The 19,098-nt window shown below is 69.0% G+C and carries 12 protein-coding genes; 6 read left to right on the top strand and 6 right to left on the bottom strand.

Annotated elements, in window-relative coordinates; genetic code table 11:
* Positions 1 to 165: 165 nt before the first annotated feature.
* Genes RIV14_RS09030 through RIV14_RS09005 form a run of 6 tightly spaced genes read left to right on the top strand, consistent with a single transcriptional unit; the run spans position 166 to position 6,910 of the window.
* Positions 166 to 1,206: an MraY family glycosyltransferase gene (locus RIV14_RS09030; RefSeq protein ID WP_075371694.1), complete on the top strand. Its 1,041-nt coding sequence runs from the start codon at positions 166 to 168 to the stop codon at positions 1,204 to 1,206.
* Positions 1,207 to 1,210: 4 nt separating this feature from the next.
* The gene (locus RIV14_RS09025) at positions 1,211 to 2,485 is read left to right on the top strand and encodes a glycosyltransferase family 4 protein (protein WP_075371693.1); all 1,275 of its coding nucleotides are present in this window, start codon (positions 1,211 to 1,213) and stop codon (positions 2,483 to 2,485) included.
* Positions 2,478 to 4,196: a glycosyltransferase family 4 protein gene (locus tag RIV14_RS09020; protein WP_075371692.1), complete on the top strand. Its 1,719-nt coding sequence runs from the start codon at positions 2,478 to 2,480 to the stop codon at positions 4,194 to 4,196. Before RIV14_RS09025 ends, RIV14_RS09020 begins: the two co-directional genes overlap by 8 nt.
* Positions 4,193 to 5,107 (top strand): ABC transporter permease, encoded by a 915-nt coding sequence (locus RIV14_RS09015; protein WP_075371691.1) that lies wholly within the window; start codon positions 4,193 to 4,195, stop codon positions 5,105 to 5,107. The genes RIV14_RS09020 and RIV14_RS09015 overlap by 4 nt, the downstream gene beginning before the upstream one ends.
* Positions 5,094 to 6,131 (top strand): ABC transporter ATP-binding protein, encoded by a 1,038-nt coding sequence (locus RIV14_RS09010; protein ID WP_075371690.1) that lies wholly within the window; start codon positions 5,094 to 5,096, stop codon positions 6,129 to 6,131. The genes RIV14_RS09015 and RIV14_RS09010 overlap by 14 nt, the downstream gene beginning before the upstream one ends.
* A gap of 2 nt (positions 6,132 to 6,133) precedes the next feature.
* Positions 6,134 to 6,910, top strand: a complete 777-nt coding sequence (locus RIV14_RS09005; protein WP_075371689.1) for a DUF6270 domain-containing protein — start codon at positions 6,134 to 6,136, stop codon at positions 6,908 to 6,910.
* A gap of 50 nt (positions 6,911 to 6,960) precedes the next feature.
* Here RIV14_RS09005 and RIV14_RS09000 read toward each other — a convergent pair whose 3' ends face one another.
* The 6 genes from RIV14_RS09000 to tagD all read right to left on the bottom strand — a co-directional run bounded on the left by RIV14_RS09000 (position 6,961) and on the right by tagD (position 18,883).
* Positions 6,961 to 8,175, bottom strand: a complete 1,215-nt coding sequence (locus tag RIV14_RS09000; RefSeq protein ID WP_256698988.1) for a glycosyltransferase family 2 protein — start codon at positions 8,173 to 8,175, stop codon at positions 6,961 to 6,963.
* 29 nt (positions 8,176 to 8,204) lie between these two features.
* Positions 8,205 to 10,601, bottom strand: a complete 2,397-nt coding sequence (locus RIV14_RS08995; RefSeq protein ID WP_075371687.1) for a hypothetical protein — start codon at positions 10,599 to 10,601, stop codon at positions 8,205 to 8,207.
* The gene (locus tag RIV14_RS08990) at positions 10,598 to 12,523 is read right to left on the bottom strand and encodes a glycosyltransferase (RefSeq protein ID WP_075371885.1); all 1,926 of its coding nucleotides are present in this window, start codon (positions 12,521 to 12,523) and stop codon (positions 10,598 to 10,600) included. Before RIV14_RS08990 ends, RIV14_RS08995 begins: the two co-directional genes overlap by 4 nt.
* The gene (locus RIV14_RS08985; RefSeq protein WP_081381785.1) at positions 12,520 to 14,355 is read right to left on the bottom strand and encodes a glycosyltransferase family 61 protein; all 1,836 of its coding nucleotides are present in this window, start codon (positions 14,353 to 14,355) and stop codon (positions 12,520 to 12,522) included. The genes RIV14_RS08990 and RIV14_RS08985 overlap by 4 nt, the downstream gene beginning before the upstream one ends.
* Positions 14,352 to 18,314, bottom strand: coding sequence for a CDP-glycerol glycerophosphotransferase family protein (locus RIV14_RS08980; protein WP_256698985.1), 3,963 nt, complete (start codon positions 18,312 to 18,314; stop codon positions 14,352 to 14,354). Before RIV14_RS08980 ends, RIV14_RS08985 begins: the two co-directional genes overlap by 4 nt.
* 176 nt (positions 18,315 to 18,490) lie before the next feature.
* Positions 18,491 to 18,883 (bottom strand): glycerol-3-phosphate cytidylyltransferase, encoded by a 393-nt coding sequence (gene tagD / locus RIV14_RS08975; protein WP_075371685.1) that lies wholly within the window; start codon positions 18,881 to 18,883, stop codon positions 18,491 to 18,493.
* Positions 18,884 to 19,098: the final 215 nt, after the last annotated feature.

The raw sequence follows: 19,098 nt of genomic DNA, 5'->3' as shown, positions 1-19,098 counted from the left end.
GGGGGCCGGGTTCGCACTGGGTTCCTGCTTCCTCGACCTCGCGACGAAGGTTCACCTCCTTCCGTGGACCGCCAGCCTGGCCGGGTCGGCCGTCGCGGTGACGGATCAGTGGCGGCTCCGACTCAGATGGCGGGCTCACGCACGGCGGCCCCTGGAGGCGGCCTCATGACCACCCTGCTCCTGAGCGGGCTCGCCGTGACGGCAGCTGTCAGCGCCTCCTTGACCGCGGCCGTGATCCCGCTTCTGAGGAGAGCCCGCGCCATTGACGTCCCCGGGGACAGATCCCTCCACCGGCTTCCTGTTCCCCGCGGTGGTGGACTCGCCATCGTCCTGTCCGCCTCACTGGCCACCTGGACGGCCGTCCTCGCTGCGGTGCACCAGCGAGGCGCGGTCCACGCGATGACCGGACTCGACGTCGCACTCATGGGGCTGGCGACCGTGCTCGCCTTCGCGCTGCTCGGACTGAGCGAGGACCTGTTCTCTGTGTCCGTCAGGACTCGCTTGGTTCTCCAGCTCGCCCTGGGCGCAGGGCTCGGGCTGGTAGCGCACAGCGCCTTCGAGGTCTCACTGTGGTGGACCCCGGCGATCTGCGTGGGCACAGCCGCACTGGTCAACGCCACGAACTTCATGGACGGCGCCAATGGCCTGGCCTGCAGCCACGCCCTGATGACCTCCCTGTGGTATGTCCAGGTGGCGATCGTCGCCCCGGTTCCCGGGCTGGGACTCGTCATGGTCTCGGTGGCCGGAGCCTGCCTCGGATTCCTGCCATTCAACACGCCTCGCGCCAAGGTGTTCCTGGGTGACTCCGGTTCCTACGCTCTGGGCGGCGCCTGGGCCTTCGCCGTGACGGCCTGCCTCGCCCGGGGTGTGGCCGTGGAGGCGGCGCTCGCCCCCGTCCTCGTGCTTCTGGCGGATACCGGCTACACCCTGTGGATGCGGCTGAGAGCAGGTCAGTGCTGGTACGAGTCGCACCGGCTTCATGTCTACCAGCGCCTGGTGTGCGCCGGATGGCCGCACTGGGCATCGGCTCTCCTGGTGACCCTGGCCGCAGCCTCGTGCTCCGCCCTGGCGGCGGGCAGCCTCCTGACCGGCAGCCGGCTCTGGATGCCCCAGGTCGCCATGGCAGCAGTCCTGATCCTCTACCTGCGGATGCCCTCCATCGTCGGAGCGCCCGGCCCCTTCCCCACCCTTCGAAGGGCGAGGTGAGGACATGCGCATCCTTCTGCTCACGCACTACTGGGCACCGGAGGTCGGCGCTCCTCAACGCCGCTGGAACCGGCTGGCCAAGGCGCTGATCTCACGGGGCCACGAGCTGGCGGTGCTGGCTCCGGCTCCCCACTACCCGGGAGGTCGTCTCCTGCAGGGCGGCCAGGCCCACATGGCCGGCTCGATCAGGCGGGACGTCACCGGAGCCATGGTGCATCGCACGATCTTCCGCCTCTACAGCAGCGGAGTGTGCGCACGAGGCGTCGATCAGATGGTCGCGGCAGCCGACTCCGTGCGCCTGGGGGTGGGGCGCTTCCGGGGAGTGAACCGCCCCGATGTCGTCCTCGGCTCGGTTCCCGGGCTCCCCACCCTCCCGGCTGCGCTCGCCGTCGGCAGGGTCCTGCACCGTCCGGTCGTGGTGGAGCTGCGCGACGCCTGGCCGGATCTGCTCCTATCGGCCGCGCAGTGGTCCCAGTCCCCCGACTGCCCATCGGCCATCACACAGGCCCGCCGAGCCCGCCGGCTTCACGTCGTCGGTCGGGGTGCGCGTTGCCTCCTACCGCCGCTCATCACCCGTTTGGAGCGGGAGGCCGCGGCTGTGGTGACAACGACGGACTCCTTCGCCCAGGTCCTGCGCTCCCGCGGGGTACGCCGCGTAGTGACGGTGCGCAACACCGGCGCCACGGTGCAGGCGGGCCGGACAGGTGCCGACCGACACCGCTCGGACGGCGTCCTGAAGGTGCTGTACCTGGGGACAGTGGGGCGCGCTCAGGGACTGGGCTTCGCGGTGAGGGCCGCGCACATCGCTCAGCGCAACGGCACCCCAGTCGTCCTGCGGATCGTCGGCGACGGTGCTCAGCTCCAGGAGGTCGCGACCCTTGCCCGCAGGCTCGGGGCCCCCGTGGAGATCCATCCTGCTGTGCCCTGGACCGAGGTGGCTCAGCACTACGCCTGGGCCGATACGGCCCTGGTGAGCCTGCAGAACTGGCCGGCCATGTCCGTGACGGTCCCGTCCAAGCTCTACGAGATCATGTCCGCCGGAGTGCACGTGTGCGCCTCGGTGGACGGGGAGGCCCGGCGCATCGTGGAGGACGCCGGCTGCGGTGACGTCACCGCCCCGCAGGACCCGCAGGCCCTGGCGTCCCTGTGGGGCGCCCTGGCCGCTGACCGCAGCCGTCTGGACGTGGCGGGTGGACGGCGCTGGCTGGCGGACCACGCCGACGCCGAGGCCATGACCGACCGCTACGAGTCCCTCCTGAGGCAGGTGGCCGGTGACTGACGTCCAGATCCTGAGGAACCTGGTGCTGCTGAGCACCTCCGCCACCCGGCAGCTGGTCGAGGATCCGATGCTCCTGGCTCTTAAGGGAGCACGTCGGCTGCCTGAGCCCTGGCGCGGCCGGTGCGCACGGGCACTCGGCATCGGGGCCGGCGAGCGCGAGGTGCGCCGAGCGCTGTCGGCATTCATCGCCGACCGACCGGACTGCGCCGGTGACGCGCTGAGCCGGGCGGTACCGCGATCGGCCCTGGGCCGGCGGCTCGCCGCCGAGATGGCGATCCACCTCGGTTCCGCCGAGCGCAGGCATCTTGACGCCGAGGGCCTGAGCCCCGCGGTGCGCGCGCGAGACCTGTGGTCCCGCGGACACCTGAGCGCCGCGCTCAGCACGTTGGAGGCAGCGCCCGGCTCCGGGGCACAGTGGGCCCGTCTGCGTTCCCAGCTCGCCATGATGAGCCAGGGCTTCCACCTGCCCCGCTTGTCCCCCTCACCGGGCTGGACCGTCCCAGACCCCGGTGAACCGCTGCGAGTCCTTCACCTGCTGACCAGCTCTCTGCCCCACACTCAGTCCGGCTACACCGTGCGCTCGCACGCGCTCCTGCAGGCCCAGTCCAGCGCCGGCATCGACGTGCGGGCGGTGACACGCATCGGTTACCCCGTCATCATCGGCAGGCCCGCGGCTCAGGCCACCGACGTCGTCGACGCAGTCACCTACCGGAGGCTTCTTCCCGCACGCACCCAGGCCGCACCGATAGCCCGGCTGACTCAGATGAGCCGCCTGCTGGCACGGGAGGTGGAGGCGTTCCGCCCCCACGTGCTGCACACGACCACCAACTACGTCAACGCCCTGGTCACCCAGGCAGTGGCCCGCTCCTACGGCCTGCCCTGGGTCTACGAGATGCGCGGGGTACTGGAGTGCACCTGGGTGGCCTCCAGGCCGGTGAGTCAGCAGGCCGAGGCACTGAGCTCTGAGCGCTTCGCGCTGCTACGAGCCAAGGAGGCAGAGATGGCCAGGCGGGCCGACGCCGTCGTCGTCCTCTCACGGGTCCAGGCCGAGGACCTCGCGGTCCGGGGGGTCGAGCCCAGCCGGATCACGGTCGTTCCCAACGCCGTGGACCAGGAGGCCCTTAAGGCCACCAGGTACTCGCCGGCAGATGCCCGCCAACGGCTGGGACTGCCCCGCGACGGCCTGTGGGTGGGCAGCGTCTCCTCCATGGTGGGCTACGAGGGATTCGACGTGCTGATGCGGGCCGTGGCACTCTGCCGCGCTCGAGGGGTCGACGTGCGGTGCGCCGTCGTGGGTGACGGGGGCAGCCGTCCCGGGCTGGTGGCCCTGGCTGGAGAGCTGGGGCTGGAGACCTCGGCGTGTGTCCTTCCCGGACGGGTGGAGCGTGCCAAGGCCCTGGACTGGTACCAGGCCCTGGACGTCTTCTGCGTGCCGAGGCTGGATACACCGGTGTGCCGGCTGGTGACACCGCTCAAGCCGATGACGGCAATGGCGCTGGGCCGGCCGGTGGTGGCCTCCGACCTTCCCGCGCTCAACGAGATCACCGCCCTATCAGCAAATCGGTCCTTCCCGGCCGGCGACGTGGAGGCGCTCAGCCACGTGCTGACCCGACTGGCCGCTGGAGAGCTTCTGCCCCCAACACATCAGACGCTGCCCACCTGGAGCGGCAACGCAGTCCGTCAAGCCGAGATCTACAAGGAGCTGGTATGAGCAGGGTGTCCTGGACCCCGTGGCCCGATGGGCAGCCGTTCTGGGGGCAAAGCTCGCAGGTCAGTGTCAGCGTCGTCGAGCTCAGCGAGCTCTACCCGGTGGGACGGCGCCCACCGCTGGTGGCCTACATCCGCCAGCTCTGGCAACGCCGGCACTTCATCTGGGCCGACGCCCGGGCCAAGGCCCTGGGCTCTCAACGGGGCACCTTCCTGGGGAACGCCTGGCTCATCGCCAAGCCGATGCTCGACGCGATCGTCTACTTCCTCGTCTTCGGGCTGCTCCTGCAAACGAGCCGCGGTATTGACAACTTCATCGGCTACCTCGTCATCGGCGTCACGTTCTTCCCGCCGCTGCAGCGGGCGGTCACCGGCGGCAGCCAGGTGATCGTCGCCGGGAGGAACCTCATTCGGGGCTTCTCCTTCCCTCGGGCCGCCCTGCCCGCGTCGTACACGATTCGCTGCACGATCGACCTGGTCCCGCCGATGATCGCGCTCCTCGTTCTCGTGGTGGTCCTTCCCCCTCACACCTGGCCGAGCTGGCACTGGGTCCTCATCGTCCCGGTCCTGGCTCTTCAGGTGCTTTTAAGCCTGGGGCTGACGCTGGCGGCCTCCCGTATCACGACGACGGTCCCGGACATGCGGAACATCTGGCCCTTCCTGACTCAGTTCTGGTTCTACGCCTCCGGGGTCTTCTTCTCCTACGAACGGTTCATCAATCACCCGCTGATGCTGCGGGCCATGGACCTCAACCCCGGATACCTCATCATCACAATGTATCGGGACGCGATCCTGTACCAGCGCGTCCCGCAGATGCGCATGTGGCTCATCCTCGGTGCCTGGTCACTGGGGCTGACCGCCGTCTCCTTCGTGTTCTTCTGGGAGAAGGAGGAGGCCTACGGTGTCGAACGCTGAGACCGGACTGAGGAACGAGTCTGCGACCCTTCAGGCCGGCGAGCCGGAGGATACGACGACGCCCTCCCCCATCGTCACGATGACACCCGATGGCGACTCGTCTGCCGCAGTCATGACCGCGGCCGACAGTCACGAGGCCGGCATCGGCACCGCCACCGTCGTCGTCGACGACATTCGGGTGAGCTACCGGGCGCCCTCCACGGACGTCGAGGAGCTGCGCGCCGCCTCCGTGGCGCGGAAGATCGTCCTGGGGCTGACCGGACACAGGCCCAACGTGAGGGTCGAGGCCCTCAAGGGGATCTCCTTCGTGGCGCGCGCCGGGGAGTCGATCGGGATCCTGGGTCGCAACGGCGCGGGGAAGTCCACACTGCTTCGCGTCATGGGCGGCTTGGAGACGCCGACCTCGGGAACGGTGAGCGCCCGTTCCACCCCGGTGCTCCTGGGCGTCAACGCGGCCCTCGTCCCCGAGCTGTCCGGCGAGCGCAATGTGCGCCTGGGATGCCTGGCCATGGGGCTGACTCCCCAGCAGATCGAGGCGATCATTCCGCAGGTCATTGAGCTGGCCGGGATCGGGAAGGCCATTTACCGCCCGATGAAGACCTATTCCTCGGGAATGTCCTCGCGTCTGCGGTTCGCGATCGCCGCCGCGGCGAACCCGGACATCCTCCTCATCGACGAGGCCCTGTCCACCGGTGACGCCGCGTTCAAGGAGCGCAGCGAGAACAAGATGACCGAGCTGCGGTGCGCCGCCGGGACGGTGTTCATCGTCAACCATGCCGCACAGGTCATCGAGGAGATGTGCACCCGGGCGCTGTGGCTCATGGATGGCGAGCTCATCGGTGATGGCCCGGGGCCCCAGATCGCCCACGACTACCGCTGGTGGTCCTGGAACATCGCCAAGAACAAGCCGGACAAGGCCGCCACGATCCTGGCCGAGTGCCGGGAGAAGTGGAAACCGGCGGAAGTGCGGATCCAACGCTCGGAGAGCCGCACGCTGCCCTACCGACACGCTCGAGGAGTATGACCATGCACAGTGAGGAAAGCACGATGACAGCAGGACGAATCACGGTCTACGGCTCTTGCGTGGCCAGGGACGTGGCCAGTGAGATGGAGCAGCGGGGCTGGAGCGTGGAGCGTTACATCGCCCGTCAGTCCCTCATCAGCGCGGGGCGCCCGGCCGACGTGGGAGACCTCGATCTGTCCCTGCTCAGATCGTCCTTCGCCCGCCGGTCCTTCCTGTCCGACATGGTGGGCAACCTGGAGGCGCAGCTGACGGCCGTCGCCTCATACACCGACCTCCTGCTGTGGGACCTGACCGACGAGCGGCTCGGAGTCCTGGAGACCTCCCCCGGGGCCTTCCTGACGCGTTCGACCGAGGCGCTGACGGCCGGCCTCTACGAGGGGCTTCCCGCCAGGTTCCTCGAGCTGGGGACGGCCGAGCACCTGCACCTGTGGCGCCCCGCCCTGCTGCGTTTCCACGCCCTCCTGGAGCGGCTCGACCTGGCGAGGCGAACGATCCTCATCAACGTTCCCTGGGCGACGCGGACCACCTCGGGGATGTCAACCGTCCCGAGCTGGGGGCAGACGGCCATGGAGGCCAACTGGGTCATGACCCGCTACATCGACCTCGTCTACCAGGAGACCGACCTGCGGATCCTGCAGGTGCCCGATGAGCTCGTGGTGGCCGACGACGCGCACCGCTGGGGGGCCGCCCCCTTCCACTACGCCGCCTCTCTGTACTCGTGGGTCGCCGACGAGCTGGAGATCGCCCTGGCACCGCGCAGCCTCGCCCCGGCGCTCTGAGCTGCGCCGCGTGCGGCAGGCGGCGTCGGTCCGGTTGGGACCGGCCCGCTTCAGCGACGACGCCCCAGCAGCCTGCGAAGGCGCACCGTCCTGGCCGGGCCAGGATCAGCCAGCCGTGGCCGGCGGGGCCACAGGGGGATGCGGGGGACGTCTGTGCCGGAGTAGCACTGCGCCGCCTCGACCCCGGTGAGGACCCAGCCGACGTCGGTCCCGGCGTAGCCCAGGGGCTCCGCCTGCCGGCCGGCAGGCTCGGCGGTACACAGCTCGGTGACCTCGCCGTCGCGCACGACCGCCACCTCGGGCCGGCCTTTCCACAGCAGGAGACGGGCCCGGTCCCGGGCTCCGAGGTTCCCCCAGGGGCTGCGGAGGATCTGCTCGGAGTCGAGGCGCTGCGCCAGCCTGCGCATCTCGGCCGCGTGCTCCTGCCCCAGTCCGGGTGGCTCGGGGGGCATCCGGCCGGCGTCGACGACCCCGAAGTACCAGCCCAGGTCGTACAGGATCGTCTGCTGGGCCCAGGGGGCGCCACCGGCGGCATCGAGAAGGGCGTGGTAGCGCGTGCGCATCTGAGCGACGTAGCGGCCCGGCCTCGACCAGGCGGTCTGGACCGCGGAGTCCCCTGAGACCCGTTTGTCATAGTGGTAGACGGCCTCGGGCACGTAGACGATCCGGCCCCAGCGGCTTCGGATGCGTCCCAGGTAGAGCGCGTCCTCGAAGGTGGGTGCCTCGCGGTCCTCGGGGAATCGGGCCGCGAGCGCCCGGTCGGCCCGGATGAGGCACTCGTGGACGGAGAGCTGGATGGCCTGCGGCTGCTGGGCGGCGTCGGCCCGAGCCGTCCCGAGCTGGAAGCGGAAGTCGAGGGGGTGGGGGATCTCAGCGCCGCCCTGGTGGATGAGGGTACGCCCGGCCAGGAGGACGTCGCCACGGCGCCTGGCGGCCAGGAGCCGGGTGAGAAAGTCGGGGGCGAGCCAGTCATCGGGATCGGGGAAGCCGATCCACTGCCCTTGGGCCCGTCCCATCCCGAGGTTTCGGGCGCGGCCCTGTCCACCGTTGTCCGTCTCGACGACCTCGACGTCGAGGTCGGTTCGCCTCGCCCAGCTCCGGCAGACCCGCGGTGAGTCGTCGCAGGCCCCGTCCAGGACGAGCACGACCTGGAGACGGTCGTGCGGGTGGTCCTGGGCGTCGAGCGAGCTCAGGAAGCGGGGCAGGTAAGGGGCCACCCCGTAGACGGGGACGATGAGGCTGACCAGGGGCGTGCGGCGGCGCATCGGCGGGGTCCCCGGCACCGGGGCCCGCATCAGATCACGTCGCGTCGGAGCAGCGCGGTCAGGCGGGCGCAGGCTCCGGCGTCGAGCAGGATGAGGTCCTCGGGGGCGGTGAGCCGGCCGGCGACGACGTCCTCCACCGCCTGATGCACCTGTGCGGAGGTGTCGACGCCGATGGCTCCGATGGCCTCGTGACGGACGCGATAGCGATCCGTGTCCGGCCGTGCTCGGGGGTCCCAGACGATGCCGACGCAGCCGGCGATCATGCCCTCGTCGAGGACGGATGAGCGGTCAGAGACGACTGCCCAGGAGCGGACCAGGGTCTCGGGCAGGTCGCGGCCGGTGACGGCGGGCACGCCCAGGGCCCTGAACCACTCGGGTGCGTGCAGCACCAGCTTGGGATGGGCGAACAGGACGGTGCGGTGACCGTCCTGGGTCAGGCCCGCGGCCAGCTCGAGCCAGGGCCGGTAGAGCGTGCTGAGGAGCCCGACGGCGTCGGGGTCGCTCTCCAGGGCGCGTGAGACCTCCGGATCCCAGGTGGGGGCCAGCAGAATGCTGTCGCGTTCACGTCCCAGAAGGCTGTGGAGGTGGTCGTGGCGGGGGAAGCCGGTGCGCCAGACCTCTCGGTCGGTGAGGGTGTAGGAGGTGTGGTCGGCCGTCAGCCCGGCCTGCTCGGCTGCGGTGGCGCACACGACGACGTCCATGCGGACGCCGTTGAACCAGCGCCACATGTCGCGCATGGTCACACCGTGCTGGAGGAAGATGAGGCGCTGGTCGGGGCCGACGCCCGCACCGGTGAGGCGGCCTGCGATGAGCGGGTCGCCGATGTCGGACAGCAGGATGGTCTCGGCACCGCTCCATGCGGCGTCGAATCCGGGACCGGTCGGGTCCAGCAGGACGAAGCCGTCCTGCGCGAGGCGTTCCCAGTCCGGGCAGCTGCGTTCGATGACGAAGATGTGCCGGACGCTGGGAGCGTGGGTGCGGGCATAGCGGTACAGCGGCTCGGCATTGTCGCCGGCGCTGTCGTGACGGTCCATGTAGAGCCAGGTGCGGGGCCAGTCGGAGGGGGATGAGGCGGTGTACGGGGTGGGCGCCGAAGAGGTCGCGGAGGCAGCTGCGGAAGAAGCCTGCGGGACCGGTGAGGTGCCGCCGGCCCGCTGGTTCTCCTGCGCCTGGCTGTGACGCAGGAGCCGGGCCAGGCGCCGGCGCAGCCCGGATGAGGCTGCTCCTGGGCGGCCTCGACCCGGAGGCGTCTGAGGCGGCCTGGGGTTGCCCCGGTAGGGGGCCACGGGAAGCTCCCGGGCGTTGATGACGGCGGTGATCTGGCCCTTGGGCAGCCAGACGATGCGCTCGTGGAGGACCACGTCGTCGAAGTAGCGGTGATCGACCGTCTTGGCACTGGTCGGCTGGGCCCAGGCGCCATCCACCTTCCACTGCTCCTGAGGCATGTCACCGGTGTAGAAGTAGGTGGCTTTCTGGTCGCTGCGGAACCTGCGCCCCGAGGGCAGGATCGGGGCCGGCATGGGGCCGGCGGCCATGGCGACCAGGGCGGTACGACGGCCCACGGCCAGCGGCGTGGAACAGTACGCCTCGATCTGGGAAGCGGGGACGCGTCGGGTGACGGCGCGCAGAAGCTGGGCCACCTCAGCGCGCTCGGCGGCCGTGAGCCCCGCCGAGGGGTAGCGCAGTCCGCGATCGGCGTCGGTGACCTGGATGAGGCGGTGGATGATGAGCTGGTGCACCCAGGCGGGTGGGGGACTTCCGACCTGCAGCCACGTCGGCAGCACCGTGCCCAGCAGGTGGCGGTAGTGGTCGATCCTTTCCCAGGGTCCGGGAGGCTTGGGAGCACGACGGATGACGGCCGGGCCGCCGTGGAGACCCAGCCGGTTGCCGGTGGCCACGATGTGGGCGATGAGCCCGCTCAGGGCGGTGTTCTCGTCATCAGCGGCGGTGGCCTCAGCGCCGACGGCGTCATCCACGCCGTGGAGGACGCCCGATCCGTCCCAGTCCTGCAGGCCGCGGCGGGGGATGGTGAGCACCGCTCCGCTGACGGTGTCCGGGAAGATGTGGGGCTCGACGGTCAAGTCAGCGGTGCGGCTGCCGTGATTGAAGCGCCACTGCAGCCGCTCGTCGCGGGTGCCGTCGGGGCGGATGGTCACGGTCGGGGTGAGGACGACGGCGTTGCCAGTGCCGGGCTGGGCCAATGAGGTGACATAGCCCGACTCGACCCTGTCTCCCGCCTTGAGGAGCAGGACCCGGGTCCCTGCGGCCAGGGGGCGCAGAACCTGGCCCAGCCCCGCCGGATCGGGGCAGCCGATGGGGACGATCCCGCCTTCAGGCGAGTCCTGGTCAAGAGAGTCGAGTGTGTCCTGACCACCTGCGGAACCGATGATGATGACGTGCAAGGTCTCGGTACTGCGGGCGTTCATGAGGTGGGCATCTCCATTTCGTGGGGTGGTCCCCAATGACTAATGGTGGACGTAGCCAGCACCTCCGCGTTGGAGATGTCCCAGGTGTGTCCGAAAGTCGTCCCTCGCCGCTGGACGAACCCGAATCGGGAGGCCGAATAGATACGGGCCCCGGCACGCGTGCTCTCACTGAGGAAACCGGTGTCCTCCCCGGTGGCTGTCTCGGGAAAAGTGACCTCGCGCGCCAGGTCCGCCCGAGCCACCAGGGTCGGCCCAGAGACGAAAGTCGTATAGCGGTGCTCCCAGTCGGCGAAGCGCAGCACCGTCAGGTCCGGGCCCGTCAGGTGCAGGTAGTGGGCGTGCTTGCCCACGACCTCGGCACGGGCGTAGTCGGCCGCAGCGAGGGACTCGAAGAGATAGTGATCGCCGTAAAGGTCGTCATCGTCCATCTTGGCGATGTAGTCGGCCTCGACCCGCGAGAGCATGAGGTTGTAGCAGCCTCCTAAGGGAGTGCTGGTCTCAGCGGTGACCCAGTCGATCTCGAGGCCCAGCTCACGGGCGCGGGCCCTGCTGCGGGCCGGGACAGTGAAGCCGTGGGTGAGGATGACCGGGGCCATCGTCACCTGCTGCTGGCGGGCCAGAGTCTCAAGGACGTGGTCGACCTGCTCGGGCCGGATGGTGGACACCAGTGGAGCGATGGTGGGTCTGCGCCTGGCCCACTCCCCCATGCCGACAGCCCGTAGCACGGTCTCCACGCGGTGGCTGTAGGTGTGCCGGCTCCAGATCTCCCGTTGCGCCAGGTAGGTCATGTACTCCCCGAGGACCGGGTTGGTCACGAGCGCGCGCACGGTGTGCCCGGCCTGGGCACGGTCAGTGACCTTGGCCAGGGCTCCTGCGGGCAGAAGGCGGTCGGTGGCCGGCGTCGGGGTACTCACCACGGGAGTGCCGCAGGCCAGGACCTCGATGACGCGGCGCGGAAGCATGGAGGGGCTGTCCACCACGGAGCTGACGTTGAGGAAGACGGCGTAGGCGCGGTAGGCGCTGAGCATCTGGGTGTAGGTGAGGCTGCCGCGCACGTGGGAGTCCCAGGGAGGCGGGAACTGGTAGGTGTCGTCACCGTCGAGGTACCGGGAGAAGATGTCCAGCCCGTGGGGCAGGCGTGCCGAGACGTCGTGGGCGCCGCCCAGGACGATCTCCATCTGCGCGCGCCGCTCGGGGTACTTGTGAGCGAAGTAGGTGCCGGCGAAGGCGACATCCCTCAGGGGTACGGGGCGCCCCGTCTCATCCAGCAGGCGGATCGGGTTGTGGATCGCGGGCTGGGCGGCGAAGGGCAGGATCCCGATGCGGTCATGCCCCAGGTCTCGCCGGTAGTGCTCCACCATCGCCTCATCGGTGGTGAAGACCCAGTCGAAGAGGCGGGCGGTCTCGATGGCCTCGTCGTAGTGGGCGGGATCCTCCTTGTTCCAGAAGACCGTCGGCACTCCTTGGCCTCGCAGCGCGGTGACCATGTCCCTAAGGTGGCCCGAGGGACCCTGGGAGCCGATGACCTGGAAGCGCCAGGCGTCGTCATTGCCGTGCCAGGCGGACTCTACGAAGAGCAGGTCGATGGGGGTCTGCTCAACCTGCTCGCGCCAGCGGGTGGGGGTCAGGGGCACGGAGTGCCACTCGTAGTCCAGGGCGAGCGCCGTGAACTCATCGGCGATCACCCCGACGGTCACGTCGTGATGCGGCCCGTTCTCCTGTGGCAAGGGCAGGGGCCAGTCCGGCAGGAGCATCCGGCCCCGTCTCCTCAAGGCCCGCCTGCGGGGGCGGGCCCAGGCGGTGGCCCTACGACGGCGCAGGTGCTCGCGCAGCCCCGTCACCCCGGAGTGGCGCAGGTGCCACAGGGCGCGGCGCAGCTCGGGGGCGATCCGAGGCGAGGTATGGTTCTCCGGCGAGCTCATGACTCCCCCCATGTCTCGTCCAGGGAGTCGAGCAGCTCGTCGAGCTGGTCGCCGTCGCGCTCGACGTTGAAGACGTAGTCCCGGTTGGTGACTCCCAGGTCCCGGCCCTCACAGTCCTTCTCCCTGCCGTCGGTGATCTCGTCACCGTAGAACAGGTGCAGGCGGTGGCCGAGCGCCGAGCAGATGAGGTACTCGTTGGTGGCCAGGTAGGACTGGTTGATGAAACCGATGACGTCGATCGGGCGGCGCGCGAACATGATGTTGTACAGGGCTGAGCCGATGTAGCCGGCCACGACGTCGGCCTCGTAGAACATGCGGGCCTGCTCGACGATGGAGTGGCCCTCGGGCCGGATGACGGTGAAGCCCCTGCGGGTGAAGCGCTCCTCGAGCTCGTCACGATTGAGGCACTCGCACCACATATCGGGCTTGCGGGAGATGAAGAGCCTGCGGTGGGGCTTCGCGTTGGGCTCGGATCGCTCCAGCAGGCCGTCGCGCAGCCGGTGGCAGGTGCGGGCCAGGCGCGGGTCGGCGAATCGCCCGTTCTGCATGAGGGGCATGGCGCAGACGAGGGCGTCGACCTTCACCGGGGAGGTGATGACCTCGACCTGGTCGTCGTCGATGCCGTAGGCCTCCAGGAGGATGCGCTGGTAGGCAGGGGGACGGCCGCGGTCAGCCCTGCTGTTGGTGAGGATCCGGATGTCGGGGTGCGTCGCCTGTGCCAGCTCCCAGGCGTAGAGCCGTGGGACCGCTTCGGTCATGAAGTGGCCGAAGTGCCGGTTGTACTCAAGGTCCAGGTGGAAGAAGGTTCCTCCGAGCCTTGGGGCCGACTCCGTGTTAACCGTGGGCGCGGCGTAGTAGTGGTTGAGCTCCTTCAGCGCCGTGTTGACCAGTCGCTTGGTCGTGGCCAGGCGGAAGGTGTTGGGCAGCAGGAGATGATCCTTGACAAGCACCTGGCGGGGGGCGATGCACACGTCCCGGTACTCCAGGACCGAGGTCTCGGGGATCCGGTTCTCGCGCGGCAGTCGCTTGGCGCACAGCCCCCGGTTGTTAGTGACGCCGATGACCTCCAGCGGGGTGACCCGGGCGGGGAGGATCTCCAGCGGACGCCCCCAGGACTCGCCGTAGCGGGCGGACAGGATCGGCGGGGTCTCGGCGTATCGGAGCTTGACGAAGCCGTCTCCTCGTTTGCGCAGCACGACGCCGCCATCGAGGACGGTCAGTGCGGCCACCTGCTCGCCGTAGGCCCGTTCGTCCCCGCTCAACGCCCCCTTGGCGCCGTGCAGGACGGCGAGACTGCGCGAGGCCCGGGTGACGAGCTCAGCGGTGTTGGAGCTCTCGCCCAGCGCTGCGCCGTCGATGGCGACGTAGTACCCGCCGTCGCGGACAATACCGATGAACAGCTGGGCGGCCAAGGCACGCATGCCGGGGCTGTGGGTGAGGGCGTCCACGAGGACGTCGAACCGACCATGAGTGGCCAGGGCCTGGTGCAGGTCGATCTGGTTCGTGAAGGGAACCACCCGGGCAAGGCCGATGAGACCGGAGCTCGCCATCGGTTCAGCCCCGGGGCGCCCGTCCTGCTCGTCCTGCATCGTGTAGACGATCAGCTCGCGCGCTCCCAGCGCCAGCGCGATGCAGTTGCTCAGGTGGGGCTGAGGGTGGTCTACGAGTACGGCGACACGCGGCGCCGCTTTGGTGTCCTCCCCACCGCCCAGCCCCTGCAGAACGTGCTGCAGGACCTCCTCCAGCTCCACTGAGGGCTTGCCGGCCGGCATCGAGGAGGAGGCCATTGCCCGGGGAGCCAATGCGGGCCGTGACCCGTGGGGGCACGTCATGCGGACGTCCCTCGCGAGGCCGCACGCTTGCGCCGCTGCCTCTTGGAAGCCGACTTCCCCTTGGGCTGCTGGTGGAGCGCCTCGGGGCCGAGCACCGCCTCCAGGGTGTCCCGCAGTGAATGCGCGTTGTGCTCCTGAACGTCGAAGTCTCCGTGGGCGAGGCGGGGATCGGCCAGAGCCTTGCGGATCGCCTGAGCGATGTCCTGAGGCGAGGTCCCGCTCAGAACCCCGTATCCGAGGGCGATCAGCTCCCGGTTGCCCGGAAGGTCGGAGGCCACGACCCCGGTTCCCAGCGTCATCGCCTCCAGCAGGGTGACCGGCTGCCCCTCATGCAGGGACGGCAGGACGAACAGATCGGCTCCGCCCAGGACCGGGAACGGGTTATCCATCTGTCCCAGCAGCGTGACGTGCCCGGACAGGCCCAGAGAGTCGATCCTGGCCCGCAACGTCCCCTCGAGCACCCCGGAACCGACGATCGCCAGGCCGATGCTCAGCCCCTGAGCGGTGCCGCCCTGGGTGCCGTCCTGCTCGCGCAGAAGGGCGAGCGCCTCGATGAGAGCCGCCTGGTTCTTCTCCATCGACATCCGCCCCATGGTGGCAAGGACGATGTCGTGCTCGTTCTTCAGCGCGGTGAAGGCCTCGGGGGCGGGTGCCTGAGCCCCGAGGCGAACCCGCTCGACGTCAAGGAGGTTGCGGGCCGAGACCTGGCGCTGGGAGAGGTCGATGCCCAGCCCGGCCAGCCCACTGCGGTTGTGTCGGGCCAGTCCCGGGCTGACGGCGACGACGGCGTCGACATCTCCGTAGAGGGCGAAGACGCGCCTGAGGCCCGGGTACTTGTCCCGGTACTCGTTGTCCATCTGGTTGTGCTGGTAGCAGGAGGTACGCGATCCGCGACGCCCCCAGGCCGCGATGAGCGAGACCCAGGTCTCGGCGTAGCCGTCGTACTCGATGGCGGCGTCGGGCACGAAGTCGCCCAGGATGCGGCGTGTCTCGCGCTCGTAGTAGGCCCAGTAGCAGTCCCAGAAGCTCTGCGAGGTGAAGGCGTCGGGGTGGCGGGCGAAGTCGTTGACGCAGGCCCGTTCGTGGATCCGCCAGGGCGCGGCCCCGGGCTTGCAGATGACGTGGACGTGGCTGGGCAGGCGTCGGAAGATCTCCTGACGGTCCTCGTTGTCGCGTAGGACGGAGGGCTCAACGATGAGGTTCACCGAGTAGAGCGCCGGATCGAGCGCCTCCAGGAGGGCCAGAAGGGCGGAGGCGATCCCGTTGGGGATCATGGAGGCGTGGAACAGGAGGGTGCGGCGCTTACGAGCACCGTCGCCGAGCGGCGAGTCAAGGGCATGGTCCCTGATAATCGCCTGCTGCCCGTGGTCGAGGTCGTCGTCGAAGAAGGCTCGAGCCAGGCGTGACGAGGCCCGCCCGTCCTCGTAGGGGCAGTAGCGGGCGAGGGCCTCCTGGGGGGCGACCCCCTCCCCGTCCAGGGCTCGCCCGATGGCTGAGGCCAGCTCGCCGCGGTCGTAGCAGGCCAGCCCGGGGACCTCCGCGGGATCGAGGTACAGGCCCCGCTCGGCCCGATACTCCTCGATGTCGTGCATGTAGAGCACGATGGGGCGCTTCTGGGGCAGGAAGTCGAACAGGATCGAGGAGTAGTCGGTCACCAGGACGTCGACGGCGGCCAGCAGCTCATTGGTGTCGATGTCCTTGGGCACGACGTTCACCGGCAGATCGACGCCGGCCAGCAGCTTCTCGGACAGGCGGTGGGCGCGGTAGACCACGAGCACGTCGTCGCGGGAGGCCATGGCGGTCAGGTCGGCGACCAGGGCCTCGCGGTCCAGCTCCCGCTTGCCGACGCCGCCGCGCCAGGTGGGGGCGAACAGGACCAGACGGCGCTCATCGTCCTCAGCCAGTCCCAGGCGCCCCCGCAGCGCCTTGCGGTCCTGAGCGCTCGTCGTCAGCGAGGTGTCCAGACGGGGGGAACCGGTGATGATGGTGCGGCCCCGGTAGACGTCGAGCAGATCGTGGTCCTCGACCAGCGCCCATCGGGTGAGCTCATTGGGCGCCATGAGCGTGGTGCTCAGCTGGAAGTTGCGCTGCAGGTTCTCGTAGTCGAGCAGGCCTCCCCGCATGGACCGCCCCAGGGTCTTGAAGGGGGTGCCGTGCCAGGTGTTGAGGTAGCGCTGCTCGCGGCGGCGCACGAAGTAGGGGGCGAAGGAGACGTTGTTGACGAGGTACCCGGCGGTGGCGAGGTACTGCATGTACTCGGTGCTGTGCAGGGGGACGAAAACGACGTTGCGACGCCCCAGCAGATCCGCGGGGATGGCGCCCAGGTCGTTGACGGCCCACACGTGGATGAGGTGGGAGTACTCCGGCCGGTCCACCATCCAGCGGAAGACGGCCAGGGGGTGGCAGCCGATCGAGGCTCCGTGGTTGGACTCCCACAGCACCAGGTGGGGGCTGACGGGAAGCACCTCCAGGGCCTCGGCGTAGCGGATGTTGCGGGCAGCTCCCGCGGTGCGCCCGTAGGCCCGCGGGTCCAGCCCGTCCTTGCAGCCGAACTCCTCGGCCTGCTCGAGGATCTCGCAGGCGAGCTCCGCCTGTCCGGCGTCCTGGGCCAGCTGGGCCAGGACCAGGCGGTGGTTCCGGTCCCCCTTGAGCACCAGCGGGAGAATATGGCGGATGGACTGAGCGGCCTTACCCGCCGCCGCGGGTGGGATCGCCTCACCGGCGCCGGGATCGCCCGTAGCGTCGCGGGAGCCGAGAGCCTGGTGAAGGCCGAGCATGATGTCACCGATAGTGGACTCGACCAGATCCTCCGGCCGCTGCCGAGGCGGGGGTGTGCTCTTCGCGCGGACCAGGTCGAGGAAGCCCGTGCTGGCCAGCTGATTCGACACCGATGCCAGCCCGCGCGGGGCCGGCCCCAGGTAGGCCCAGAAGGACTCCAGGGCCTCGTCATAGCGTCCCAGCCTTGCCAGGCAGACGCCACGGCGATAGTTCCACCAGCTGCGTGCGGGCTTCTTGAGCGTCCGCAGGGCCTCCTGGTAGGAGCGCTCCGCGGTGGCGAGGTCGCCGACGCGTTCCGAGGCGAGTCCCAGCTTGTACAGGGTGTGCCCGTTGCCCGTGTCCAGCGAGGCGGCCAGGGCGTACTGTCCTTGCGCCCGCTCGTGCTCGCGCAGACGGTCGAGGCAGTAGGCCAGCTCGTAGGCCAGCTCCACCCTGGACAGTCCCTCTCCCGGGTAGATCTCGAAGAGCTCGGCCGCCAGCCTCCAGTCTCCCCGGGAGCACGCGAACTGGGCCGGCCCCTTGCTGCGGGCCTTTCCTCCGGCAGCCTCGCAGGCGGCGGCGAAGCTGGCGGCGGCGGAGGCCCGATCACCCTCGCGGTGGGCGATGACCCCCTGTTCGAAGAGCTCCTGCGCGCTGAGCTCATCGACGTCGGCCAGGGCGTCCAGGGTGCACCTGGCCGGCCCATTCAGCCCCAGGTGGAGCTGAGCCTGAAGGAGCTTGCGCAACCAGGCGGCGTCGTTCTCGTGCTCGGGCAGACCGGAGAGCAGAACCTCCAGACGCTGCCACTGCGGGGTGCTCGCGGGCAGGCAGGCGAGCAGGTTCTCCGAGTAGCGCCGGTCCCGCACCCCTGAGGAGAGAGCTCGCGAGAAGAAGACGGAGGCCCCCTCTGGATCATCCTGACGCTTGAGGAGGCAGCCGGCACGGTAGAAGGCCTCTCCGCAGGCGGGGTCGCGGTCGGCCACCTCGGTGTAGGTTCTCAAGGCGGCATCGAACCGCTCCTGACGCTCGGCGATGACTCCCAGACGCAGCCGCGTGGCGGAGTCGTGGCCGCTCTCAGAGAGCCTTTCATACAGGCGCTTGGCCTCCGCCAGGTTACCGTCCTCGTACTCCCTGGCGGCGGCATAGCGCACCAGTCGGGTGGCAGCCGGCAGCTGCAGGCGGCCGGAAACAGCACGTCCCATTCTTCTGAGAACAGCATCCTTGCTCATCATCATCGCCCTTATTACCCTTATTTCAACATGAACATTTCACGGACTAAATTCTGTACCCGTTGACGCAGCACGCAGCAAATCCCGACCAGATCCCCACTCGACGGCCCGATTCAACCCGCACGGCAAGCCGTCTCACAGCATGCCACTCAGCCCAGGCGCATATCACTCTTGATTTGAGTTGTCGAGACCTCCGGAGTCCGCGGGAGGTAGACGACCTCACACAACCCCTTAAGCTGATCATCGAACTCGCCGTCCCAGTCATCCCCCATGACGAAGACATCAATACCGTACCTGGCGATGTCCTCGGTCTTCTGACCCCAGGTCTGCTCGGGCACCACGAGGTCGACATACCGGATGGCCTCGAGCATCACCTTGCGCTCCTCGTAGGAGAAGTACGCCTGCTTACCCTTTCCGGCATTGAACTCGTCACTGGACAGCGCCACCACCAGGAAGTCCCCCAGCGCTCGCGCACGCTTCAGCAACGCAATATGACCATAGTGGAGCAGGTCATATGTGCCATAGGTAATCACGCGCTTCATGTGGCCACTTCCTGGTTGGACGTTCGAGGCTCGCCCACAACAACACTCCGGACAAACCACCGTGAGTATTCCCTATGCTCCGAACCGATATCGAAGATGTCATAGAATCGATGCCATACCGATATGGTACCGAAATACATGATGTTCACTATCGAATGTCACAAAGAGGCCTGCCCCACCTTTCCTGGTCTCCTCACGCCCTCATGACAATTGTT

It is taken from the genome of Actinomyces acetigenes (genome assembly GCF_031296635.1).
GTDB classification, from domain to species: domain Bacteria; phylum Actinomycetota; class Actinomycetes; order Actinomycetales; family Actinomycetaceae; genus Actinomyces; species Actinomyces acetigenes.
Note: the sequence above shows the minus strand (reverse complement) of the source record. Positions and strands in the feature narration are given on the sequence as shown.